Raw genomic sequence first — 24,442 nt, 5'->3', positions numbered from 1 at the left:
GGCAGACCCGGTCAACCGGTGCTGTAATCCGTGCAACAGGTCCGTGAGTGAACACGCACCCGCACGGGAGTACCGGTCATGGCGCAGACACCGCACGAAAACGCCTCAGGGGCTTCCGGCGGCACCGACGCACGCCACCCGTCCGCGTGGTATCGCACCATTCCCTCCTCGGGCGAGCGCCTGCCCATCATCGGGCTCGGTACGTACCGCGTGTTCGATGTTCCGCAGGGACAGCCGCTCGATCTGCAGCGCGAAGTACTGCGCCGCTTCCACGCGGCCGGCGGCCGGGTGGTGGACAGCTCGCCGATGTACAGCGAGTCGGAACGCGTGCTCGGCGAACTCGCGGCGGAGCTCGGGATCACGGACGACCTGTTCTTCGCCACCAAGGTCTGGGCCCGCGGGGAGAAGGAAGCGCGCGCCCAGTGGGAGCATTCGCGGCAACTGCTGGGCACCGCGGTGGTCGATCTCGAGCAGGTGCACAATCTGGTCGATCTGCGGCACCAGCTCGAGGTGCTCACCGCATACAAGGCCGAGGGACACGCGCGCCATATCGGCGTGACGCACTACCTCTCATCACGCCACGCCGACCTCACGGAGCTGGTGACCAGCGCGCCGATCGATTTCGTCGGCACCAATTACAGCCTGCTCGAACCCGCCGCCGAGGACCGCCTGCTGCCGGCGGCGATCGATCACGGGGTCGCGGTGCTCATCAATCAGCCGTTCGAGACTGGCAGCCTTTTCGGCTGGGTGCGCGGGACGCCGCTGCCGGAATGGGCGCGCGAATGGGGCATCGACAGCTGGGCGCAGTACCTGCTGAAGTTCATCCTCGGACACCCGGCCGTCACCTGCGTGCTGCCGGCGACCCGCAACCCGGCGCATCTGGCGGACAACATGCTCGCGGCGGCCGGACCGTTCCCGGACGAACGCGGGCGGGCGCGCATGCAGGCGCACTTCCAGGCGCTGTGAGGCACGCGCCCGGGGCGATCAGCCGCCGGTGGCCAGCGCCTCGCGCGGATCGACACGCACGGTCTCCTCGGATTGCCACAGGATCCAGCTGATCGCTACCCCGGCGCTGATGGCGTGGTCCGTCTCGACCAGCGGGCTGTCCTCGAAGGTCGCCCCCTGCAGATTGTCGTAGCGCAGGAAGGAGCCGACCCAGAACCGCTCGAAACGCTGGCTCGCGCTGACCAGCAGTGACAGGCCGCTGTAACCGGCGGAGGCACGGTACGCCGGGCGGTCCGGGGTCACGTCGGCCGCGCCGACATCGTAGTAGTAGGCGTGGAAATCCCGGCTGGCGAACTTGGGCCCGATATTGAAGCCGACATCCCAGCCATCGATCAGCCCCGGCGCGTTGTAGTTCAGCATCGGGTGGACCTTCCAGCCCTCCTGGCGGGTCGAGCCGTCGTTGATGGCTATCGCGGCGCGCACGGGCAACCGGAATTCCAGCCGACCGCTCTGCGTTTCCGCGAGCCGCACCTTGAGCGAGGGCCCGACTTCGATGATCGGGTCGAGTTCTTCCATGCCCGCACGGGGACCGTCATCCGTGCTGTCGACCGGAATGGCGCCGTCGAAGCTCAGATCGACCTCCACGTTGTCCGAGTCCCAGAGCATACCGCGGGCACCGCCGCGGTCCACGCGCAGGCGGTCGCCGCGGTACACGATATACGGGATCGGGAACGTGTAGTTCACCTGTTCATCGGCACCCCGATACGCCGGGAACGTCACCGGCGCGACCCCGACGCCCAGTTCCCAGAGCGGTTTCTCCGCGGCGTGGATGATGGGCACGGCCATGGCGAGCGCCACGCCGGCCAGCGGCCGGATAAGCGCGGCTATGGATCCGTCCCGGATCGCCGCCGCGCTGGCCGGCACGAGTGCGGAGAGAATGGTGCGGTGCATGGTGGAATCTCCGTTTCGCGGTCAGATGCCCGTGGGGCACCGCAGGATAGGCCCCGCCTTTGGACCGCACGGGGCGGACGAGCAGGCATGCGACAATACCGCGCGTTCGCCAACCGGGGAAGACGCCATGGACACGGTCCGCATCGGTCGCCTGATCGAACACCTGCGCGAGGCGGAAGCGCCCGTGCGGATCCTGCGCTACCTGGCGTGGCCGGCGTCCGCACGGGAGGCGTTCCTGGCTGGAGGGGGCGATTCACTGCCCCAGGTCGAGTACCCGCCATTCGATGCCGGGCCCAGCCTCGACGCCATCCGGCGATTCCGCCGTGAACTGGGCACACCCGACGACCCGGTCTCCCACTGGCTCGCACGCCAGGCCGACGCCATTGAGAGCGGTGCGCGACTGCTCGCGAGCGCCGGCACCGATGAGTTCCTGACCCATTCGCGGGCACTGTTCGGTGCGCCCGGCGACGTACAACCGGACGAGACCACCAGCACGCTCGGCCTTGCCCGGCAGTTCGACGGCATTATCGAATCGCTCACCCATGTCGATCTCGGTGCGCCGCCGCCGGCATGCCATCTCGCGGACAGTCTGGCCGAATCGATGCGCGCGGCCGTCAACGGTCGCTTCGGGGACGCCGCGCCGGCGGTGATCGTGGTCGATGAACTCTCGGCCAACGCACTGGCAGGCCCGGAGAATATCCGGATCCGGCGCAACGCCTGCTTCACGGACCGCGATGTGGACCAGTTGATCCAGCATGAGGCCTTCGTCCACGTGCTCACGTCCCTCAATGGACGGGCCCAGCCGGATCTGCCGATCCTTGGCCTCAGTCATCCCGGCACGACCCGCACCCAGGAGGGCCTCGCCGTATTCGCGGAGTTCATCACCGGCAGCATGGAGATCGATCGCCTGCGCCGACTCGCCGACCGGGTCATCGCGATCCAGATGGCGCTCGACGGTGCCGACTTCATCGAGGTCTATCGGTGGTTTCTGGAGCGGACCGGTCATCCCGAACAGGCCTTCGAGAACACCCGGCGCATCTTTCGCGGCGGCCGGGTAGAGGGCGGCATCCCCTTCACCAAGGACGGCGTCTATCTCGACGGTCTTCTGCGCGTGCACAACTTCATGCGCACGGCCGTCGCACTCGGACGAGCGGATCTGCTCAAGCTGCTGTTCGTCGGCAAACTGGATATCGAGGACATCCCCGCCCTGGCGGAACTGCGGGCCCGGGGATTGTGTCGAGCGCCGGACCATATGCCGCCCTGGGCGGAAGATCCGCGCTTCCTGATCAGCTACCTGGCGTACTCCTCGTTCCTGAACACGATCGACCTGACCCGGCTGCGCGAGCATTACTCGGCGCTTGCCGACGCCGCGCCGGCAAGCTCCCCCGCCTGACCCGCGACCGGGGTGACCGCGGGCGTGGGGTGGCCTGATGGCCCCAGGCGCTCAGCGGGTCGCCGCCTCCCGGTCGCCGGCGCCGATATCGAGCCCCGCCTGCTCGGGCCGCGGCGCCCCCTTCGAGCGCACGGGGGCGTCGTGGCGCGAGCGCTGCGCATTGCGCCGGTAGTCCGCGAGAATCGCGTCACGCACCATATCGAGGCGCCCGAGTTTTTCGTCCGCGGCGCCGGAAAGCCACAGCGTGACCTCCTGACGTTTGCGCGCGAAGTAGCTCAGGATGAAACGCTCGCTCTTGAGGTAGTAGCCGATCGCCTGCTCGGCGTTCACGCCCGGCGTTGCCCGCAGGGCCAGCTGGTGGGCCGCCATTTCCTGTTGCAGGCAATAGACGTTCATGAGGCGATACAGGAGCAGGCGCGTGCGCTGGGCGCGCTGGCGCCACTGGTCCTTCGGCACGTGCAGGCTGGCGTTCACCAGCACGTCGAGCCAGTGCATCAGGTCGTCTTCACTGACGAAGCTCTCGATACTGTCGCGGCGGCGGATGAGCGTATCGAGGCGCTGCAGGAGGTATTCCCGCTCCTGACGCGCCACCCGCGGACTGATGAGACGACGAAGCATCTGCCGCGGACGGCGGAGCTTTTCCTCCACGATCTCGATTTTCTCATCGAGTTCGCGGAACCGGCTCAGTTCGAGGTCGCACTGCGCCTGGCGCGCGCGCATGTCACCCTGGGTGATATCCACTTCCAGGAGTTCGTAACGACCGAGCCCGCCCTCGAGCGAGTGCAGGACCGCGCGGGCATGCTGGCGGGCGGCGCTGATGCGCTCGAGCAAGGGGCCATCGGCCACCCACGGCCGATCGAGCAGGGCCAGGGCCCGGTGCAGGCGGCCGACCTGCTCGGCGATCTCGCCCGCCCGGGCGCGCCCGCGCTCCAGCGTCTGACTGGATTCCGACAGCGCGTCGCCACGGAAATCGCCATTGGCCCAGGCTCGGCTCACGCGCTCGGTCATACGGTCGAGTTCCGCGACCGGACGCGCGCTCGCGGCCTCGGCCGTCTCCAGCGCTTCCCGACTCTCGGAATCGAGCCGGTCCGCGGCCTCGCAACGGCGCTCGAGTTCACGCGCACCCACCGTCCACGCGAGTTCGTTCAGGACGGCGTATTTCGCCGGATCGGTCTGCGAATCGACCGCATCGAACGGGATCGACGACGGCAGACGATCAACGGGCAGGTCGCGCAGCTGTTGGGCCGTCAGCCGGACCACGAGCCGGCGGAACAGGTTCTCGGATATCGGTTTATCGGTGTTCAGATCGTTCATGACCCACTCTCCCTGGTGCGCCGACCCGGTCAGGGAAACCATCCGGGTCGCGCCTGTCTGAACACGCAGCAAACCGCGTGCCAACTATATGTTCCAGCTGAAAATCGCGCCATGAAACGCCCGGCAGACATACCACGCGCTATCCCGCGCGGGCACGAGGAGAGGCTACACAGGGGCAAATACCCCGACAGACAACGCCGGGTCATGTCACTACAGTAGGGGCACTGGCAAACGTTACGCCCCGTAGAGGAGATCGCCAGCATGTATGGTGAGCATCACGCACTGATCGAGGATTTCCCCGACTATCGCGAGACCATTCATCGCCTGAAGGTGGAAGACGCCGAGTTCGCGCGTCTCATGACCGAATACAACCGCCTGACCAAGGAGATCGAGGGACTGGAGGCGCGCGATGAGCCGGTCACGGACGATTACATGGAGGCACGCAAGCGCGAGCGCGTCCACCTCAAGGACCGCCTCTACGAGAACCTGATGGCGGCGGTCTGACGGCAAGGCCACGGCGGGCCGGGGATCCCCGGCACCCGCCGGCGCCGGGATCACGCAGGCGCCGGATATTTCCAGGCACGAAAGTTGTACTCTACTGCGGGACGTGTCCCGCGATGGGCACGGCTATGCCCGTTCACGGGCACAAGCGACGATTTTTCGACGCTCCGCGGAGAGACCTTTTTGCCCTACCGGAAACTGTACTTCGTCGCAGCCCTGATCGGCGTGCTGGTCCTTGGCTTCATCGCCACGAGCGTGGTCGGGTATTACGTCGCCCGGGATTCCCTCGACCAGCGCATATCGAACGAGACGCTGCCGCTGACCAGCGACAATGTCTACTCGGAGATCGAGCAGGACCTGCTGCGCTCCGTGCTCATCGCCTCGCTCATGGCGCACGACACGTTCCTGCGCGACTGGACCCTTGAGGGAGAGAACGACCGCGCGAGCATCCTGCGCTACCTCAGTGAGATCCAGGACAAGCACGACACCACGACCGCCTTCTTCGTCTCCGAAGAAACCCGCCGCTATTACCACCCCGACGGGGTGCTGCGCACGGTCGAACGCGGCGAGCCGCTGGACGAATGGTATTTCCGCGTCCGCGCAATGGACGCCCCCTACGAGATCAACGTCGACCACGACACGGCGAGTCCGGATCGCCTGACCATCTTCGTGAATTATCGCGTCCACGACTATGCCGGCGATTACATCGGGGCGACCGGTATCGGCCTCGCCGTGGATTCGGTCGCGGAGCTGATCGAGAGCTACGAGCACCGCTACGGCCGGCGGATCTTTTTCATCGACCGCGAGGGGCAGGTGCAGCTGCGGGGCGAGAGCTACGATGGTCCAGAGCGCATCCGCGAGCACCCGGGCCTGCAGTCGGTCGCGACGCAGATCCTCACGAGCCAGAACGCGACGGCCCGCTATACCGACGCCGACGGGAACACCGTGCACCTCAACAGCCGCCTGATCCCGGAGTTCGGGTGGTATCTGATCGTCGAGCAGGCGGGGTCGCCCGCGAATTCGCGCATTCTGAACACCCTGTTCCTGAATATCGTGATCGCGCTGGTGTTCGCCGCCATCGTGCTCGTCACGGCATGGTTCACGGTGCGCGGTTATCAGGTGCGGCTCGAGGAAATGGCGACCCGCGATGAGCTCAGCGGCGCCGCCAGCCGCCAGGTATTTTCGACCCTGTTCGAGCAGGTCGTGCGCTGGAGCCGCAGAAGCGGTAGCCCGATATCGCTGATCGCGCTCGACATCGATGAGTTCAAACGCGTCAACGACGAGCACGGTCATGCCGCCGGCGATGCCGTGATCCGCATGCTCGCCGGCGTCATCAACGAGCATGTCCGGGAAGCGGATACCCTGTGCCGCTGGGGCGGCGACGAATTCCTGATCCTGCTCGGGGAGTGCACGCTCCATGACGCGGAGGCCATCGCGGAGAAGATCCGCGCCGCGGTGGCCGGCCACGGCACACGCCACGGCGGCGAGGAACTCGCCGTGACGGTCAGCGCCGGCGTGGCCCAGCACGCCCGCAACGAGGATCTCACGGCACTGGTCGCGCGTGCGGACGCGGCGCTGTACCGCTCCAAGGGGGCGGGGCGCAACCGTGTAAGCACCGACTGATCCCGTCCGTGGGACCGGGCTGCAGAGGCCGCCGTCTGCGCTGTCCATTGACCGCAGCGGATCTCGTCTATAGCTTCACCGGGGCAGGAACAATCGGCACATCCAGCCCAACGGCACGTGGCTCCGGGGAACAGACATGAAAGGCGACGCGAAGGTCATCGAATATCTCAATCGCGGGCTGCGCAGCGAGCTCACGGCGATCAATCAGTACATGCTCCACTCGCGCAAACTCGAGCACTGGGGCGTGAACGGGCTCGCGCAGAAGGAGATGCAGGAGGCCACCGAGGAGATGGGCCATGCCGATCGTTTCATCCGGCGGATCCTGTTCCTCGAGGGCGAACCGCAGATGCAGGAACTCGATCCGCTGCGCATCGGCAACGATGTACGCGAGGTGCTGGAGAACGATCTCGCGGCCGAGAAGGAAGCGCTCGCGCTCTATCGCGAAGCCGCTGGCTACTGCGAGAAAGCGCGCGATTATGCCAGCCGTGACCTGTTCACCGCGTTGCTGGCGGACGAAGAGGGCCATCACGACTACCTCGACACGCAGCTCGGGCTGATCGACTCGATGGGCATCGAGAATTATCGCCAATCCTGGATGGACGCCCCGGCCGGGGAATGAACCGGCCCGAATCCGGCGGCACCCGCGGTGCCGCCGGCCCTTTCCGCTGCCGCCGCCGCGCGACATCGCGCCGGACACCGCCGGCCCGGCCGTATTCAGTTTTTTCTTTGCCAAAAGCGGGCAAAAAGGGATAACCAATCCGCGCATCCTGGCCAACAATAAGGGGGTGCGGTTGGCACCCGCGCACCGGGCATGCCCGGCGGGTGCTACACTGGTCTGCAGAACAAGCCTCCTCCGTAGAAATCCTCCAACCGAATACACCTGAAGGCATCGCTGATGCGGCAAGCGGAAACCTATGACTACTGACCCCGATGACAATTACGGCACCCTGATCGCCATCGGCGGCGCGGAGGATCGCGAGCAGGAACTCGAGGTCCTGTCGAAGGTGTTCAGCTTCGCGCCCGAAGGCAGCGACGAGGTGACGGTGATCGCGACCGCGAGCGGCGTCCCGGAGGAAATACTGCCCGTCTACGAGGAGGCATTCGGGCGTATCGGCGCCAGCAAGGTCCATTGCCTGTCCGTGCGTGAGCGGAATGACGCGGCGGACCCGGAGAGCATCGAACTGATCCGGCGCTCCGGCGTGGTGTTCTTCACCGGGGGCGACCAGCTCCGCCTCACCAATGTCCTCGGCGGTTCGCCGATGCTCAAGGCGATCCGCAGCCACTATGCGAACGGCGGCGTAATCGCCGGGACGAGCGCGGGCGCGGTGGCCCAGTCGACGACCATGATCTACAACGGCGGCGCGGCGGACGCTCTCCACAAGGGCGCGGTCAAAATGAGTTCCGGCCTCGGCTTCGTCGAGGGGATCATCATCGACAGCCATTTCCTGGAACGCGGCCGATTCACCCGCCTGATGGAGGTCGGCGCGACCAACCCCGAATATCTCGGCGTCGGTCTGGGTGAGGATGCGGCGGTGATCATCCACCGCAATCGCGTGCTCGAGGCGATCGGCACCGGGCACGTCATCATCGTCGATACGCGCGATCTGGCCAGTTCCAACATCGCCGAGCTGGCGATGGGGGAAGCGGTCGCCATCGAGAACGTCGTGATGCATGCCCTGATCAGCGGTCACGGCTTCGACATCGACGAACGCCGCTACCTGGACCCTGAAGCACTGCAGACGAAGATGCGGGAGTTCGAATGAAAATACTTGAACATCGTGCCCTGCGCGGGCCGAACTACTACAGCCGCTACCTGACGATCTTCATGCGGCTCGACATCGAGGACCTGGAGGATCGGCCCAGCGACACCATCCCCGGCATCGTCGAACGCCTGCAGGAACTGATCCCGACCATCCATGATCATCGCTGTTCCGTTGGCCGCCCGGGCGGTTTCCTGGAACGCGTCCGCCGCGGCACCTGGGCCGGCCACGTGGTCGAGCACGTATCGATCGAATTCCAGAACATGATCGGCTTCTCGGTCGGCTACGGCAAAACGGTCGATTCCTACGAACCCGGCATCTACAACGTCTGTTACCGCTACCGCGACGAGGCCTGTGGCCTTGCGGCGGGACGCGAGGCGGTCGATTTCGTCCGCCGGCTCTTCGATGGCGACGAGATCGACATGGAAGCGATCATCACGCGCCTCAAGGAAGTCCGCGACGCCCACATGCTGGGCCCGTCGACGGCGGCGATCGTCAACGCGGCCAAGGCGCGCGACATCCCGTACCAGCGCCTGAGCGATGAGAGCAGCTACATCCAGCTCGGCCACGGCCATCTGCAGCAGCGCTTCCAGGCGACCGTGACCTGGGGCACGAGTCTGATCGGTTACGGCATCGCCGACGACAAGAACTGGACCAAGCAGATTCTTGGCGATGCGGGAATCCCGGTGCCGCAGGGCCAGATCTGTTACTCGTTCGAGGAAGCCCTGGAAGCCGCCTACTGGATCGGTTATCCGGTGGCCACCAAGCCGCTGGTGGGGAACCATGGCCGTGGCGTCAGTACCGACATCAACGACGACGCGGCGCTGCGCGAAGGCTATGACGCCGCCTATCATCGCCACGAGACGGTCGTGGTCGAGAAATACGTCAAGGGCGAGGATCACCGCCTGCTGGTCGTCGACGGCAAACTGATCGCCGCCGCACGCCGGCGCCCCGCGCACGTCACGGGTGACGGCGAGTCGACCCTGCAGGAACTGATCGACACGGAGAACCAGGACCCGCGCCGCGGTGTCGGTCACGAGAACCTGCTGACGCAGATCCACGTCGACGAACAGACCCACAGGCTGATCGCGCAACAGGAATTCACGCTCAACAGCGTCATCCCGGATGGCCATATCGTGTGGCTGAAATCCACCGCCAATCTCAGCACCGGCGGTACCGCGACTGATGTGACCGACGATGTACACCCGGAAGTCCATTACGCCGCCGAGCGCATCGCCCGGCTGATTGGCCTGGACATCATCGGCATCGACCTGCTCGCCGAGACCATGAGCAAACCGCTCGATGAGCAATCGGCGGGCGTCGTCGAAGTGAATGCCGGCCCCGGCTTCCGCATGCATACCTCGCCGACCCATGGTCAGGGCCGCGATGTCGGCAAACACGTGGTCGACATGCTGTTCCCGGATCCGGCCAACAACGGCCGCATTCCGATCACGGCGATCACCGGCACGAACGGCAAGACCACTACCGCACGCCTGATCTCGCATATCCTGCGCCAGTCCGGACGCAAGACCGGACTCGCCTGCACCGGCACGATCGAGATCGACAACCATGTCGTCATGCGTGGCGACTACAGCGGGCCCCATGCGGCCAGCACGGTGCTCAAGGAGCCGACCGTCGAGCACGCCGTGCTGGAGGTCGCCCGCGGGGGCATCATGCGCCGGGGCCTCGGTTTCGACGAGTGCGAAGTCGGTGTGCTGCTCAACATCGCCAGCGATCACCTCGGCGAGCGCGACATCCATACGCTGGATGAACTCGCCCGCTGCAAGACGGTCGTCATCGACGCCGTTCGCCAGGGCGGTACCGCCGTGATCAATGCAGATGATGAGCGCTGCCTGGAGGGTGCGCAGTGGGCCCGCGGCGACATCATCTACTTCACGATGGATCCCGAGTCGCGCCCGGTGCGCCAGCATGTACGTGAACATGGCGTCGCCTATACCGTGAAGGACGATCACATCGTCATGCGCCAGGGCCACGTCGAGGCGAAGGTCATCCACGTCGCCGATGCGCCCATCACGTTCGAGGGCCACGCCCGTTTCAACGTCGCCAACGCGCTGGCGGCAGCGGCCGCGGCTCATGGTCTGGGCCTGACCGCTGCCGACATCCAGATGGGCCTCCAGACCTTCCATCCGACGCCAGGCCAGAACCCGGGCCGGACGAACCTGATCGACGCCGACGGCGTGAAGGTCCTGATCGACTACGGGCACAACGTCCCGGCGCTGGAAGCGCTCGACACGCTCGTCAGCAACCTGAGCGCCCATCGCCGGATCTGCGTGGCGAGCGCGCCCGGCAACCGCCGCGATGAGGACATCTACGCCCTCGGCGGTCAGATCGCGAAGATGCACGACATGCTGTTCGTCTGCGAGACCCACCCGCGCGGGCGTGAACTCGGTGAAGCGGCGGGCCTGGTCAAGAGCGGCGCCGATGCCGAGGGCTCGTGCCAGTCCGAGATCGTGATGAGCGAGGAGGACGCCGTCGAGCGCGCGCTGGACGAGGCGAAGGAAGGCGACCTGCTGGTGCTGCTGGTCGATGACCTCGAGGGCGCGACCCACAAGGTGAAGAGCCGCAGCTTCCGCACCGCGACGCTGTCAGGCGGCTGACCGGTTCGCGGGCAAGGCCCGCTCCTACGGGAACCCACACCCTGTAGGAGCGGGCTTGCCCGCGAAAGTACCCGCAGTGCATCACAACATCACTGACGACTGGCAAGGCCAACCAAACCACCGATGAACACGCCCCGGCCCCCGCGATGACTGCCCCCAGCGAGCCGCTCCTGACCCTCCTGCGCGTCGGCACCATCCACACGCCGGAAACTGTCGACGCCACGGAGATCCTGATCGCCGACGGCCGGATCGCGGCACTGGGCAGCAACCTCTCCGTGCCGCCCGACTGGCCGGTCGAGATCATCGACGCCCCCGACCTCGCCGCCGTACCGGCCTTCATCGACCAGCACGCCCACGTCACCGGCGGTGGCGGCGAGGGCGGTTGCGGCACCCGCTGCCCGGCGATGAGCGCGGCCGACATCGCCTGCATGGGGATCGCCACGGTGGTCGGCGTTTTAGGAACCGACAGCGTCAGCCGCTCACCCGCCGATCTGCTCGCCGGCGTCCGGGGCCTTTGCGCGGACGGCATCGACGCCTACATGTACACCGGCGCGTATCGCGTGCCAGCGCCGACGCTGACCGGAGACATCCAGCGCGACCTGGCCTGGATTCCCGAGGTAATCGGCGTCGGCGAGATCGCCATCTCCGACCATCGGTCCAGCCAGCCCACGCAGGAAGAGATCGCGCGCCTGGTCAGCGAAGCGCGTGTCGGTGGCATGCTCGCCGGCAAGCGCGGCATCTGCCACTTCCACGTGGGCGACGGCCGCCGCGGCCTCGAACCGCTGCGCCGGCTGCTGTCGGAGACCGAGATCCCCCCGGATCAGGTCATCCCGACGCACGTGAACCGCCGGCACGAGTTGCTCGAAGAGGCGGCGGAGTACGCGAAGATGTACGGGGCGACCATCGACGTAACCGCCTTCGACGATTGCCCGGGCGATAGCGAGTTTTCCGCCTACAACGCGGTCGTCGAGCTGCTGCGGCGTGGTGTACCGGCCGATCGCATCACCCTGAGTTCCGACTGTAACGGCAGCCTGCCGGAGTTCGATGCCAATGGCGATTACGCCGGCATGCGCGTCGCCCGCAATACCGAACTGCTGGGCGCATGGCAGAAGCTCGTGCGCGATGGCGTCCTGCCAATCGGGGACGCGCTCGGGCTGATCACCGGCAATGTAGCGCGCGTGCTCGGCCTGCAGCACCGCAAGGGCAGGCTCGCCACCGGCTTCGCGGCCGATATCGCCTTGATCGATGCCGATCTGCAGCCGCGCCAGACGTTCGCCGCCGGGCGCCGGATCTTCCTGGACGCCGGCTGACGGTCGGCGGCCTGTTCGACGCCCGTACGGATCCCCGACCGCATGAACCACGACGCCGAGGAAATCGAACTCCCGGTGGGTCCGTTACGGCTCGCCGCGCGGGTACACGGTCCGGCCGATGGCGTCCCGGTACTCGCCCTTCACGGCTGGCTCGACAACGCCGCCAGCTTCGAGCCGCTGGCACCGCTGCTCGACGGCATCCGGCTGGTCGCGCTGGATCTACCCGGGCACGGGCATTCGGACCACCGGCCGGCGGGCTGCCATTACCACTTTATCGACTACGTGCATGATGTGCTCGGCGCCGCGGACGCCCTGGGCTGGGAGCGATTCGCGCTGCTCGGCCACTCGCTGGGCGGCGCCGTGGCCACGTTCGTCGCCGGAGCATGTCCCGACCGCATCACCCGGCTGACCCTGATCGAGGCGCTGGGCCCGCTCACGGAACACCCGAACGAGACCCCACGGCGACTGGCGCATGCACTCGACCGGGCCCGCGTGAGGAGCGATCGCCCGGCGCGAACCTATCCCGCGATTGAACAGGCGATCGAGGCCAGGCGAATGGCGGGCGGCCTCGATGAACCCGCCGCGCGCCTGCTGGTCGAGCGTGCCACGCTCGCGGTCGACGGCGGTGTCCGGTGGCGCAGCGATCGCCGCCTGCGCCTGCCGGCCCCCTATCGTTTCACCGAGGATCAGGTAGTCGCCGTACTGCGGGGCATCCGCGCACCGACGCGCCTCGTGGTGGGTGACCGCGGGCTGCTGCCCATGGAGCGCCCGGCGCTGGAGCAGCGGGTCGAGGCGATCGACGACCTCGCGATCGATCGTCTCGAAGGGCATCACCATCTGCATATGGAGACCCCGCGGCCGGTCGCCGATGCGCTCGGTCCGTTTCTGGCACGGGGATAGCGGCGCGCTCGCTGCGCGCAGCGGGACTGGTCCGCGCGTGAAATGGATGGGCCGGCGCGGCCCGACCCGTTGCAGTCAATGCGAATCCACGCAAGCTTCGGTCAGTTGACCGAATAGTCCTGCAGTTCGCCATCCTTGTAGGGTTGAAACCTGCATGCTGTCTTTATTCAACTCCTTCGAGCCGGTCTGTTCCGGAGATACCGCAGACGGGCATCCCCCGGTTACATCTCCTCGGCGGCGGCCGAGTTCCGTGGTGTACGGCGGGAATCGTTACGGACATAATGTCCGCAGTCTTTCCCACCGGTAGCTTGACCATGACCGATGCCCCCGACGCCGATCGCGCCCTGCGTTCCGCCCTGCAACTGTTCACGCCGACGGAACTGGCCCGGGGGCTCGGCGTCAGCGATCGCACCGTCCGGCGCTGGGTCCACGGGCGGCCGGCGATTCCAGCCCACTGGTCGGCGGCGATCGGCGGCCTGATGCGCGACTGGACGGCCAATGCCCCGGCGGGAGCCGGCGCATTCCGCTTCATCGACCTGTTCGCCGGCATCGGCGGCATCCGTCGCGGATTCGAAGACGCCGGCGGCCACTGCGTGTTCTCGAGCGAGTGGGACCGCTTCGCCCTGCAGACCTATCGCGCGAATTTCGGCAACGAGGATGAGGAGATCCACGCGGATCTGCGCGAGATCACGGCCCCGTCCGACGACACGGCCACGAACAGCCGCAGCATCCGCTCACGAATCCCGGATCACGACGTGCTGCTGGCGGGCTTCCCCTGTCAGCCCTTCTCGCTCGCCGGAGTGTCGAAGAAGAACAGCCTCGGGCGCGAACACGGCTTCCTGTGCGAGGCGCAGGGCACGCTGTTCTTCGACGTGGCGCGGATACTGGAGGTGAAACGCCCGCGCGCGTTCCTGCTGGAGAACGTGAAGAACCTCCGCAACCATGACGGCGGGCGCACGTACGCCGTTATCCGGCGCGTACTTGAAGAAGACCTCGGCTACCGCGTGTACGATCGCGTCATCGACGCGAAGGGCTTCGTCCCACAGCACCGCGAACGGATCTACATGGTCGGCTTCCGCGAGGACACGCCGTTTTCCTGGGACCAGTTGGCGTTCCCGGAGCCCACGGCCCGCACGCTCGGCGAGGTCCTCCACCCGGAAGACGGCAGCGAAGCCCCGGAGCGCCACTACACCGTCGGCGAGCGGGCCACCGTGGCCGAGCGCTACACGCTCAGTGAGCATCTTTGGCGTTACCTGCAGGACTACCGCCGCAAACACGAAGCGGCCGGCAACGGCTTCGGTTTCAGCCGGGTCGGACCCGCCGACACCACCCGCACACTCTCGGCCCGCTACCACAAGGACGGCTCGGAGATCCTGATCGACCGCGGCGAAGGAGAGCGGCCGCGCCGCCTGACGCCGCGCGAATGCGCCCGGCTGATGGGCTTCGGCGATGATTTCGCGATCCCGGTATCCGATACCCAGGCCTACCGGCAGTTCGGCAATTCCGTCGCCGTGCCGGTCATCCGCGAGATCGCCCGGGTGATGGTGCCGCAGGTGCTGGCGCAGATGCAGGCGGACCGCCGCTCGCCGCAGTACCCGCTGCCGATGGAGATGGTCACGGCATGACGGACATCATGGACGCGGCCACCCGAAGCCGCCTCATGGCCCGCGTCCGCGCCACCGACACCAAGCCCGAGATCGCCCTGCGCCGGGCGCTGTTCGCGCTCGGATTCCGCTATCGCCTGTACCGCAAGGATCTGCCCGGCAAGCCGGATATCGTTTTGCCGAAATACCACGCCGTCATATTCATCCACGGCTGTTTCTGGCACGGGCATGACTGCGAGCTGTTCCGGCTGCCGAAGACGCGCCCCGAGTTCTGGCAGGCCAAGATCGACGCCAACCGGGCCCGCGACGCCCGCAACCGCGCGCGCCTCGAAGAGGCCGGATGGCGTTCGCTGGAGATCTGGGAGTGCGCCATGCGCGGCCACGGCCGCTGGGAGTTCGATCAGCTCGTGCGCGCGGTCAGCGACTGGCTGGTCTCGAACCACGGCAGCACGGAGGTGCACGGACGCGCATGAGGGGTAATGCGCGCGTTCGCCTTCGGCGAAAACGCGCCTACGAACACCGCATCACGTACACCGGATGCATCCGCTATGCGCACGACCCCGTAGGCGCGTCTTCGACCGGAGCCACCGCACCGGTCGAATGCGCGCTGCCCGCCCAAAGCGCCGGATACCGGCCAAGCCCCGATGCGCGCGTTCGCCTGCAGCGAAAACGCGCCTACGGACACCGCACCACGTAGGCCCACCTGTCCGCTGCGAAGCGGAGAACATGCCGGCGGACGGCGTCTCAACCGTCATCACGCTCCGCCCCGTCGCCATCGGTGGCCGAGCCGTCTTCCGCGCGCTGATCCAGCAGCCGCAGGTTCGCCGCCGGGGCCGATCCATCCTTGTCGTGGCCGAAGTACACGGTGGTGTGCGGGAACGGGATCTCGATACCGGCGGCATCGAAATGCTGTTTGACGAGGCGATTGTAGGCACGTCCCATGCGCCACTGGTTGCCGGGCGTCGTCTTGATCCGGATCCGGATATTGACCGAGCTGGTATCGAACGCCGTGACGCCACTGATCTCCAGATCGTCCAGGATCTCGGGACTCATCTCCGGGTCTTCCCGCAGATCCTCGAAGGCGGCGATCAGGTGCTTGATGACCTCATCGGTGTTTTCGCGATACGCGACGCCATAGACCCCGACGTGGTACGCGAAATCGCGCATGTAGTTGGAAACCGTGTCGACGGAGGAGAACGGCACGATATGGAAGGTCCCGGAGAGGTCGCGGATCCCGACCGAACGAATGCTCAGACGTTCGGCCGTGCCGCTGATGCCGCCGGCATCGATCCAGTCGCCCGTGTTGATCGCGTTCTCCAGTTGGATGAACACGCCACCGATAATGTCCTGAACGAGCTTCTGTGCGCCGAAGCCGATCGCCAGACCGAGCACGCCGGCGCCGGCGAGCAGCGGGCCGATATTGATCCCGAGCTCGGTGAGCAGAATCATCCCGGCCATGGTCACGATCACCACCGCCGCGGCGTTGCGGAACAGGGCCAGCAGCGTGCGCTGGCGCGCGCTCGGCAGCCCGGTCCCGGTCTCCGGACTGAGCCAGTAATCAACCGCGCTCGCGATCGCGATCCAGGCGACGACGGCTACCACGAGGATCCCGAGGATCGATGCCAGCGCGGTCACCGCGGCCAACCCGGCGTCGGAGGCCAGCCAGGCGCCGAGATCGAAGACCTGCCAGCCATCGAGCACCAGCGCGACGACCAGCACGACGATCGCGAACCGAATGGCCTGGAGACCGCGCGGCACGAACGCGTTCAGGCGCGCTTCCAGCAACGGGAATTTCTCGCGGCTGGCCGCGGGGATCCGGATACCGCGGCTGATCGCACGTCCGATCACGGCACTGAGGAGAATGCCGAAGCCGATCGCCACCAGACTCTGCAGGGTCGCCCGCGCCATGAACGGCAACGCCTCTTCCGGGCGCAGCAGGAGCACCGCGTGCAGGGCGAGCAGATAAGCGATCGCCGGGAAATGCCAGATCCGCGCCAGCACCGCCGCCGCCACGCGGGTCGAGCCGAGCGCCGCGTGCTGCGACCAGCCCTCCAGCAGGCGGCGCACCCGGGCGCGGTTCTGGAGGACGATCGACAGCCCGTAGACGAATCCGATCGCCACCACGAGGACATAGAGGATCTGCGCCAATGCCGGGGACAGCACGGTGCGCACGAGCGGGACGGCCACGAGTGCGCCGTAGCCGACGAAGCTCGTGAGATGCGCCAGCCAGGCATTCCAGTACGCCGCCTCTTCACCACTGATCGGCAGTAGCCGGAGCCCGTCATAGCGAGCCGCGAACACCACCCGAATGAGCAGTTTGATGCCCTCGATCAATACGAACGCGTTGAGGAAAAGCAGCAGGCGCGTATCGGCGACACCGCTCTCACCGAGTGCAAACAGGGCGATCGCCCACCCTGCCAACCACCCGAGGGCAATCACGCCGGCATCGATCAGTACCGCCAGCAACACCCCCCAGAACCGGCGCAGGAGGGCCGCCGCACCCTGACCATTCGCCGCCCAGCCACCGACCCGCGCGAACAGCCGGCGCGCGAACAGCCGCAGGAGCAGGAATGCGGCCGCGGTGCCGAGTATCAGCAGGCCGAGGTCCCAGGCATCCTGCCCGACGGCGGCCCAGTCGATGGCCGGGCCGGAGCCGATTGATTGCAGCGCGGCGAGCGCCTGCTGGAACTGGCCGACGACCTGGCTGGCCATCGCCTGGCTAGCGGCGGCGATCCGTTCCGGCAGCGACGGGGCCGTGGTCGCGGTCTCCGGCGCGCCCTCGTGCTCGGCCGCCACCCGGCGGAGATCCTCGATCAGTCGCTGGCGGCTGGTCTCGTCCTCGAGCAGATCGGCCAGCGCGGCCGCGGAGGGTTTCTCCGGCTCCGCCGCCGCTTCATCGGTCGACTGCTGCTGGGCCTGCAGTACCTGCGCGGCGCCCAGCGTCGGCAGCGCCATGAGCACGAGAAAGGCCACCGGCACCCACAGGCGGGCGATGGGCTGCAGGCACGTCCGGATTACTGACATCGTTGCTCTCGCTTTTCGAACTGATTCGTTTTGCCGCCGCTCGCCAGCCGAGGTCTGACGGCGTAGGCCGGCTTGCGACCGAAGGGAGCCAGCCGGCGCCAGGATTACGGCCACTGCGCCGCGCATGCCGGCTGTTGCCTCGCGGCAAAAGCCGGCCTACGGTCTCACGGCGACGCAGCGGTTACTGCTGCAGCGCCCGCGCGGTCGGCACAGTGTAATCGCCCCGGCACTCACCCCGGCAAGGGGTGCCGGCAAGTGGTTCCGACAATTCCGCCGCATGCCGCCATCCGCCATGCGGCGTACCATCGGGGCTGCTGCACCTCGACAGCCGGCGGCAACGGGAGCGCTCACGATGAAAAAGAGCAAACATGAAGCGGAGCTGGTCAAGGAGGCACTGCGCCGCGGTATGGAGTACGGCGAGCAGCGGGGCGTGGTCGAGTTCGAGGCTACCGACTCGCAGGACGACAAACTCACCTTTGTCTACCGCCTGCTGGTGCACGACGGCCTGATCCAGCCGCTCGCCCGCGGCGACGAGTCGATGCCGAAGATCAAGCACAAGCTGGCCCAATGGGTGGCGAAACAGTTGCCCGAGGACCATCCGCTGCGCCAGTAGTGCGCCCACTGCCATCCCGGAGCGGACATGCTGCGTATCTCGCGCCAGGTCACCATCCCGGACAACGAGATCGAGATCTCGGCCATCCGCGCGGGCGGCCCTGGCGGTCAGCACGTAAACAAGAACGCGACGGCCGTGCATCTGCGCTTCGATATCCGCGCATCGTCGCTGCCCGAGGCACACCGGGAACGCCTGCTGGCGATGCAGGATCACCGGATCACGGCCGACGGCGTCGTCGTCATCAAGGCACGCGAGCACCGCAGCCGGGAGTTGAACATCGAGAGTGCCATGGAGCGGCTGCGCGCGCTGGTTCAGGCGGCCGGCACGACCCCGAAAGCGCGCCGGCCCACGCGGCCCAGCCGGCGGGCGCGCCAGCGGCGCACCGACGAGAAGAAGCAGCGCGGACGCATCAAGGCGTTACGGAAGGATCCGGGCGATTAGACATCAATCCGCGCGCCGGTCCAGCACCCGGTCGAGGCGCGCGGGAAAGTTCGTGAAAATCCCGTCGACACCGGCATCGATCAGCTCGTTCATGGTCGTCGTGTCGTCGACGGTGTAGACATGCACGAGCAGCCCCGCGCGATGGGCCCGGCGGACGAACGAGGCATCGACGACCCGTTGCCCGCCATCCTCGACATTGGGGCCGATACCCGCGGCATAGCCGGCGATGGCCCGGAAATCCGCCGCCCCGGCCGACGCCAGCGGCGGCGTGGCACCGGACGCCTCCACCAGATCGCCGTTCGCGTCCAGGCCGTACCAGAGCAGTTGGATGAGGGGCACGTTCGCGTTCAGTGCCTTGAGTGTTTTCAGGCTCTCCGCGCTGAATGACTGGAGCACGACGTTCCTGTGCTGGATCAGGTCGTGCGCCTCCAGCGTCTCGATCAGTTTTTCCTCGACACCCGGATACAGCTCCGGGGATTTGGTCTCGATGTAGTAACGACGATCGGTTCCGAAGGCCTCGAGGATCTCGTCCAGCGTCAGCAACTGCACCCCGGCATAGGCCGGATCCGCCTGGCCCGGGTGCGCCCGGTTGAACCACGAGCCGGCATCCAGCGCCTTGAGCTCCGCGAGAGTGTGCTCGCCCACCCGGCCGCTGCCGTCGGTGGTGCGATCGAGGTCCGTGTCATGGATGGCGACCAGGTGCCCATCCCGGCTCATCTGGATGTCCATTTCGAGATAATCGGCACCCGCCGCCACCGCCTGCTCGAAAGCCGGTCGGGTGGCCTCCGGCGCGGAACCACTGGCCCCGCGGTGCGCGATATTGGCGAATGCGGGGATACCGTCGCCGCTGCGCTGGTCGGCGGACTTGCCCACCCACGGCAGCGCCGCGACGGTCGCTACGAGCAGGGAGGCGAGGCGGTGACCTTTCGGCATCGGGGACTCCGGCAATGGGCCTATGCCTGCCCGTAGACGGTAACACGCCGTTTACGCGGCGGCGTGCGTCCTCACTTGTGCTGAATCAGGATTACCCCGGCGATCAGGAGGCCGACCCCGACTACGCGACTCAGGGTCAGCGGTATGGGTTCCACGCCGAGCCAGCCCCGCGTATCGATCAGCACCGCGCCGATGAACTGCCCGCAGATGATCGCGCCGAAGGTCGCCACGGTGCCCACGCGCGGCACGGCCAGGATGCTGGTCGTCACGAACAGGGCCCCGAGCAGACCGCCAATCCAGGCCCACCACGGGGCCGCCGCCGCATCGCCGAACGAAGGACGTCCAAACAGCCCCGAGGCGAGCAGGAGCGCCAGCGCGGCCGTCCCGAGCAGGAAGTTCCACAGGGCGCTTGCGATCGGCACCTGCAGCACGGCACCGAGTCGGGCATTGGCCGCCGCCTGCACGGCGAGGCCGGCGCCGACGAGCGCGATCAATACGGTAATCAGGGCCTGGGGCATATCAACGGGCTCCGGGGACGGCGGAATCAGGCGGCGGACACGGCGGCCGGGCTACGGTCGCGCACACTCCAGCCGATCTCGGCGCGGCATACTATCCGCACCGGCATGGTCCCGACCAGGGTGCCGTAAACAAGGCCCCAATGATAGGCTCTCGCGCCCGCTGCCGCGCGCCCGCCGATGAACCGATCCACCGCGTGCGAGCAGCGCCCTACAGGGCCCGCCCGACGTCGAGGGCGACCCCTGTATGCCCCTGTAATGCCGATGCGTTCGGCCCCAACCTTCCTGGAGCGAAGCGATGCAGGCTCTCACTGACGCCCTCAATGCCGTCAGCAGCTTCGTGTGGGGACCGGTCATGCTCATCCTGCTGCTCGGGACGGGCCTGTACCTCACCCTCGGACTGCGGGCGATGCCCATCCGCCGGCTCGGTTACGGGTTCCGGCAACTGTTCGCCGGCCGCCGCGAGCGGCATGAAGACGCCGGCGAAATCACGCCCTTCCAGGCGCTGTCGACCGCCCTGTCCGCGACCATCGGCACCGGCAACATCGCCGGCGTCGCGACCGCGATCGCCCTCGGCGGGCCGGGCGCAGTGTTCTGGATGTGGATCACCGCGCTGGTCGGCATGGCGACCAAGTACGGCGAGGCCGTGCTGGCCGTGAAGTACCGCGAGGTGGACGAGCGCGGCGCCTACGTCGGCGGCCCGATGTACTACATCCGCAACGGGCTGGGCGACAACTGGCGCTGGCTCGGCGCCGCCTTCGCGCTGTTCGCCATGATCGCCGCCTTCGGCATCGGCAACACCGTGCAGTCGAATTCGGTCGCGGACGTGCTGCAATCCAACCTCGCGATCCCGGCCTGGGTCACGGGGCTCGTCCTCGCCGTCCTCGTGCTGATCGTGATCCTGGGCGGCGTGCGGCGCATCGCGAACGTCGCCGAGAAGCTGGTACCCGCGATGGCCGTGCTCTACATCGGCGCCGCGCTGGTCGTGATCCTGCTCAACGCCGGCCAGGTGCCCGGCGCGCTCGGCATGATCGTCACCGACGCTTTCACCGGTACCGCCGCGACGGGCGGTTTCGCCGGCGCCGCGGTGCTCGCCGCCGTGCGCTTCGGTGTCGCGCGCGGCATCTTCTCCAACGAGGCCGGCCTCGGCTCGGCCCCGATCGCCCACGCGGCCGCCCGGACCTCGGACCCGGTCAAGCAGGGCACGGTGGCGATGCTCGGGACGTTCATCGACACCATCGTGGTGTGCACGATGACCGCACTGGTGATCATCATGACCGGCGCGTGGAGCTCCGGCGAGACCGGCGCGGCGCTCTCCGCGATGGCCTTCGGCGATGGCGTCGCCGGCGGCAACTGGGTGGTGACCTTCGGCCTCGTGATCTTCGCCTTCACCACGATCATCGCGTGGAGCTACTACGGCGAGCGCTGCGCCGAGTACCTGTTCGGCGTGAAGGTCATCACCCCGTACCGGTGGGTCTGGGTCATCCTGCTGTTCGTCGGCGCGGTCGGTAACCTCGGCATCATCTGGATCATTGCCGACATCCTCAACGCGCTGATGGCGATCCCCAACCTGATCGCCCTGCTGGCCCTGTCCAGCACGATCTTCGCCGTCACGAAACGGTACTTCGCCGACGAAGCCACCGCGCGGCAATAAGCCGCTATCCGCGTGGATTGGCGGCCGCCTCCCCCGGGAGGCGGCCGCTCCCGGATTCCGGCTTCGCCTCCATCCGGGCTACCGCGTCCGAGCGTTAATTCACCCCAGGGGGCGGCATTCCATGTTCTGCCCACAACCACATCATGATGCCGACTCACTCGGTCCATCGCGCCCGCGATCACCGGCCAGCAGCAGATACCCGATCGCGATCGCGTCGTAGAGGCCATGCACGATAGCCGGCAGCAGCAGGTTATCGGTAGCCTGATACAACACGCCCAGGTACAGGCCCATCGCGGTCGCCAGTACGAAATACGCCCGCGAGAGCGCGTGCATCATTCCGAACAGGACCGACGCCACGACCAAGCCCGGCCACGCCCCGAAAGACGCCGCCATCGCGGTCTGGATCACGCCGCGAAACAGCAGCTCCTCGCCGACGCCCGCAAGCGCCGACACGATCACGACGCCGGCGACGCCACGCCCGCGGAACACGGACTCGATCAGCGGCCGCACCAGCGCCTCGACATCCTCGAACCACGCCGCGCCGACGCGGGCGGAGACCGCGAGTGCGGCAAGCAGCGGCACCGTGCCCGCCACGGCAGCGAATACCAGCCCGGGTGATGCGCCGAACGCTTGCCACGGCTGCAGCCCGAGCGGGATGGCCAGCACGAGTGCGAGCGGAATCAGGGCCGCCTCGAACAACACGGCGATGAGGAACGGATCAGCGGCCAGCAGGCGGTTGCGGGTCATAGCGGAGTCATTGGCAGCGGCTTGAGGGAAATCACGTTGTCGGTGGCCTCTTCGGCCATGGGGATATGCCGGTCATACACCCCGTCGCGGTGCATGCGCGCCGCGACGGGCCAGTGTAGCGCGCCCCGCACGAGTGACGGGCAGCACAACCGCAGGCGCGCACCGCGAAACATTTATGGCGCGATAATTGCTCCGGAAGCGACTTATGCGCAGCGAATCAAAGTCCATCAATGGCCGCACGGCGAGCGCGACGGGCCCGCGCCGCGGGCCGCATACCGCCGCCGCGATCCAGTCATGAATCCCGACACCTCCAGCGTCTACCGCCAGATCTTCGAGCACCACCCGACGAGCCAGTTGCTCGTCGACGCGCGTTCGGGCGAGATCCTGCGCGCCAATGAAGCGGCCGTGGATTTCTTCGGGCAAACCGGCGCGCAGCTTGTAACCATGCGGCTGTCGGAACTGATCGCGGACCGGTCGGAACAGGGCGGACCCGCGATCCAGCATAGGCTCATGACTACACCGTTGCCCTTGATCTTATCCCCGCACATCGCCGGCAACGGATGCTCCGATATCGAGATCGAGGGCACGCGCCTGCACGGCGACGACGAACGCCCACTGCTGCACGTGACCGTCCGCGACGTGACCGAGCGCGTGCGCACCGAGCGCGCATTGCGCGACTTCGAGGAGATCTTCGAGGACGTACCGGTACCTTTTTACCGCGCCACCCCCGGTGCGAACGGCCGATTCCTGCGCGTGAATCCGGCGTTTGTCCAGTTACTCGAGGCGGACTCCGCCGAGGAGCTGCTCGGCCATGAAATCGCCAGCCTCTACGTCGATCCCGCCCAGCGCGCGAACTTCTCAAACGCGCTCATGCAGGACGGTGAGGTCTTTCGCTACGAGTTGCACATGCGAACCGTGAAAGGCCGGGAGATCCACGCCGCGGATACCGCGTTCCGTCACTTCGATGAATCGGGCCACCCCGTCTTCGACGGCGCGCTCGAGGACATCACCCGCCGCCGCGAACTGGAAGTGGAACTCTCCTACCAGGCCCGCTACGACAAACTCACGGATCTGGCCAACCGGCGTCACTGCGAGACGGTGCTGCAGACCGAGACCGAACGCAGCGACCGTTACGGGCAACCGCTATCGGCGCTCATGATCGATATCGACCACTTCAAGCGCATCAACGATGAGCGTGGCCATGCCGAGGGGGATCGGGTCCTGGAATGGATCGCCGGTGTACTGCGCAACCGGGTGCGCGAGACCGACCTCGCGGGACGCTGGGGCGGCGAGGAATTCCTCGTCCTGCTCCCATCGACGCCGGCGGCGAAGGCGCACCGGCTGGCGGAGGAACTGCGCCAGGCGGTCGCACGGGAGCCGGATGGCGGTAGCACCCCGGTCACGATCTCCGTCGGATATGCCGGCTACCAGCATGACGAGGGCAATGCGCGTTTCATGCAGCGCCTCGACCGCGCCCTTTATGCCGCGAAAGGCGATGGCCGCAATCGCGTCATCGCTGCTGAACCGCCTGGCCCACCGTAGGACGGGTCATCGGCACGCGCGAGGCGTGCACCTGCGCGGTTCATTCCGGGGCGC

At 67.1% G+C, this 24,442-nt stretch carries 21 protein-coding genes; 15 read left to right on the top strand and 6 right to left on the bottom strand.

The features are described from left to right. The first annotated feature begins 78 nt into the window (after positions 1-78). Positions 79-966, top strand: a complete 888-nt coding sequence (locus A0W70_RS03780; protein ID WP_070988304.1) for an aldo/keto reductase — start codon at positions 79-81, stop codon at positions 964-966. Between the two features lie 18 nt (positions 967-984). Here the strand turns inward: A0W70_RS03780 and A0W70_RS03775 are convergent, their stop codons facing one another. Then, positions 985-1,896, bottom strand: a complete 912-nt coding sequence (locus tag A0W70_RS03775) for a MipA/OmpV family protein (RefSeq protein ID WP_067560696.1) — start codon at positions 1,894-1,896, stop codon at positions 985-987. Between the two features lie 127 nt (positions 1,897-2,023). On the opposite strand from A0W70_RS03775, the gene A0W70_RS03770 reads away from it, so the two are divergent. Beyond that, entirely contained in the window at positions 2,024-3,289 is a 1,266-nt protein-coding gene (locus A0W70_RS03770; protein ID WP_067560694.1) for a peptidase MATCAP family protein, read from the top strand. Positions 3,290-3,340: 51 nt separating this feature from the next. Here the strand turns inward: A0W70_RS03770 and A0W70_RS03765 are convergent, their stop codons facing one another. Beyond that, on the bottom strand, positions 3,341-4,603 hold the full coding sequence (locus A0W70_RS03765) for a hypothetical protein (protein ID WP_067560692.1): 1,263 nt from the start codon (positions 4,601-4,603) through the stop codon (positions 3,341-3,343). A gap of 261 nt (positions 4,604-4,864) precedes the next feature. On the opposite strand from A0W70_RS03765, the gene A0W70_RS03760 reads away from it, so the two are divergent. The 9 genes from A0W70_RS03760 to A0W70_RS03720 all read left to right on the top strand — a co-directional run bounded on the left by A0W70_RS03760 (position 4,865) and on the right by A0W70_RS03720 (position 15,392). After that, the gene (locus A0W70_RS03760; RefSeq protein ID WP_067560690.1) at positions 4,865-5,107 is read left to right on the top strand and encodes an HP1242/YdcH family protein; all 243 of its coding nucleotides are present in this window, start codon (positions 4,865-4,867) and stop codon (positions 5,105-5,107) included. A 180-nt stretch (positions 5,108-5,287) separates the two neighbouring features. Further along, a complete protein-coding gene (locus tag A0W70_RS03755; RefSeq protein ID WP_067560688.1) occupies positions 5,288-6,727 on the top strand; it encodes a sensor domain-containing diguanylate cyclase in 1,440 nt (479 codons plus the stop codon). Between the two features lie 136 nt (positions 6,728-6,863). Beyond that, positions 6,864-7,346 carry a bacterioferritin gene (gene bfr / locus A0W70_RS03750; RefSeq protein WP_067560686.1) on the top strand — a complete coding sequence of 161 codons (483 nt, stop codon included), beginning with the start codon at positions 6,864-6,866 and terminating at the stop codon, positions 7,344-7,346. A 295-nt stretch (positions 7,347-7,641) separates the two neighbouring features. Continuing rightward, the gene (locus tag A0W70_RS03745) at positions 7,642-8,490 is read left to right on the top strand and encodes a cyanophycinase (RefSeq protein ID WP_067560683.1); all 849 of its coding nucleotides are present in this window, start codon (positions 7,642-7,644) and stop codon (positions 8,488-8,490) included. Further along, entirely contained in the window at positions 8,487-11,105 is a 2,619-nt protein-coding gene (cphA, locus tag A0W70_RS03740; protein WP_067560681.1) for a cyanophycin synthetase, read from the top strand. Before A0W70_RS03745 ends, cphA begins: the two co-directional genes overlap by 4 nt. A gap of 146 nt (positions 11,106-11,251) precedes the next feature. Then, on the top strand, positions 11,252-12,415 hold the full coding sequence (iadA, locus tag A0W70_RS03735; RefSeq protein WP_067560678.1) for a beta-aspartyl-peptidase: 1,164 nt from the start codon (positions 11,252-11,254) through the stop codon (positions 12,413-12,415). Positions 12,416-12,457: 42 nt separating this feature from the next. Further along, positions 12,458-13,315 (top strand): alpha/beta fold hydrolase, encoded by an 858-nt coding sequence (locus A0W70_RS03730; protein WP_067560677.1) that lies wholly within the window; start codon positions 12,458-12,460, stop codon positions 13,313-13,315. A 314-nt stretch (positions 13,316-13,629) separates the two neighbouring features. After that, positions 13,630-14,940, top strand: coding sequence for a DNA (cytosine-5-)-methyltransferase (dcm, locus tag A0W70_RS03725; protein WP_067560675.1), 1,311 nt, complete (start codon positions 13,630-13,632; stop codon positions 14,938-14,940). Continuing rightward, entirely contained in the window at positions 14,937-15,392 is a 456-nt protein-coding gene (locus A0W70_RS03720; RefSeq protein ID WP_067560673.1) for a very short patch repair endonuclease, read from the top strand. Before dcm ends, A0W70_RS03720 begins: the two co-directional genes overlap by 4 nt. Positions 15,393-15,663: 271 nt before the next feature. Here the strand turns inward: A0W70_RS03720 and A0W70_RS03715 are convergent, their stop codons facing one another. After that, positions 15,664-17,943, bottom strand: a complete 2,280-nt coding sequence (locus A0W70_RS03715; protein ID WP_067560671.1) for a mechanosensitive ion channel domain-containing protein — start codon at positions 17,941-17,943, stop codon at positions 15,664-15,666. A gap of 352 nt (positions 17,944-18,295) precedes the next feature. Here A0W70_RS03715 and A0W70_RS03710 point away from each other — a divergent pair, with 352 nt between their 5' ends. Further along, positions 18,296-18,556 (top strand): DUF5062 family protein, encoded by a 261-nt coding sequence (locus tag A0W70_RS03710; protein ID WP_067560669.1) that lies wholly within the window; start codon positions 18,296-18,298, stop codon positions 18,554-18,556. Between the two features lie 27 nt (positions 18,557-18,583). Beyond that, complete coding sequence (gene arfB, locus A0W70_RS03705; protein ID WP_067560668.1) at positions 18,584-18,997, top strand: alternative ribosome rescue aminoacyl-tRNA hydrolase ArfB; 414 nt, start codon at positions 18,584-18,586, stop codon at positions 18,995-18,997. Between the two features lie 3 nt (positions 18,998-19,000). Here arfB and A0W70_RS03700 read toward each other — a convergent pair whose 3' ends face one another. Together A0W70_RS03700 and A0W70_RS03695 are read right to left on the bottom strand one after the other, a co-directional pair. After that, positions 19,001-19,930: a glycerophosphodiester phosphodiesterase gene (locus A0W70_RS03700; protein WP_067560667.1), complete on the bottom strand. Its 930-nt coding sequence runs from the start codon at positions 19,928-19,930 to the stop codon at positions 19,001-19,003. A 71-nt stretch (positions 19,931-20,001) separates the two neighbouring features. Beyond that, positions 20,002-20,448: a DMT family transporter gene (locus A0W70_RS03695; protein ID WP_067560666.1), complete on the bottom strand. Its 447-nt coding sequence runs from the start codon at positions 20,446-20,448 to the stop codon at positions 20,002-20,004. Between the two features lie 295 nt (positions 20,449-20,743). Here A0W70_RS03695 and A0W70_RS03690 point away from each other — a divergent pair, with 295 nt between their 5' ends. Next, positions 20,744-22,099 carry an alanine/glycine:cation symporter family protein gene (locus A0W70_RS03690; RefSeq protein ID WP_067560665.1) on the top strand — a complete coding sequence of 452 codons (1,356 nt, stop codon included), beginning with the start codon at positions 20,744-20,746 and terminating at the stop codon, positions 22,097-22,099. A gap of 141 nt (positions 22,100-22,240) precedes the next feature. On the opposite strand, the gene A0W70_RS03685 is transcribed toward A0W70_RS03690, so the two are convergent. Next, positions 22,241-22,846, bottom strand: a complete 606-nt coding sequence (locus tag A0W70_RS03685; RefSeq protein ID WP_067560664.1) for a CPBP family intramembrane glutamic endopeptidase — start codon at positions 22,844-22,846, stop codon at positions 22,241-22,243. 294 nt (positions 22,847-23,140) lie between these two features. Here A0W70_RS03685 and A0W70_RS03680 point away from each other — a divergent pair, with 294 nt between their 5' ends. After that, the gene (locus A0W70_RS03680) at positions 23,141-24,388 is read left to right on the top strand and encodes a sensor domain-containing diguanylate cyclase (RefSeq protein WP_067560662.1); all 1,248 of its coding nucleotides are present in this window, start codon (positions 23,141-23,143) and stop codon (positions 24,386-24,388) included. Positions 24,389-24,442: the final 54 nt, after the last annotated feature.

The organism is Halofilum ochraceum, from assembly GCF_001614315.2.
Classification (GTDB): domain Bacteria; phylum Pseudomonadota; class Gammaproteobacteria; order XJ16; family Halofilaceae; genus Halofilum; species Halofilum ochraceum.
This window is presented reverse-complemented; position numbering and strand designations above follow the sequence as displayed.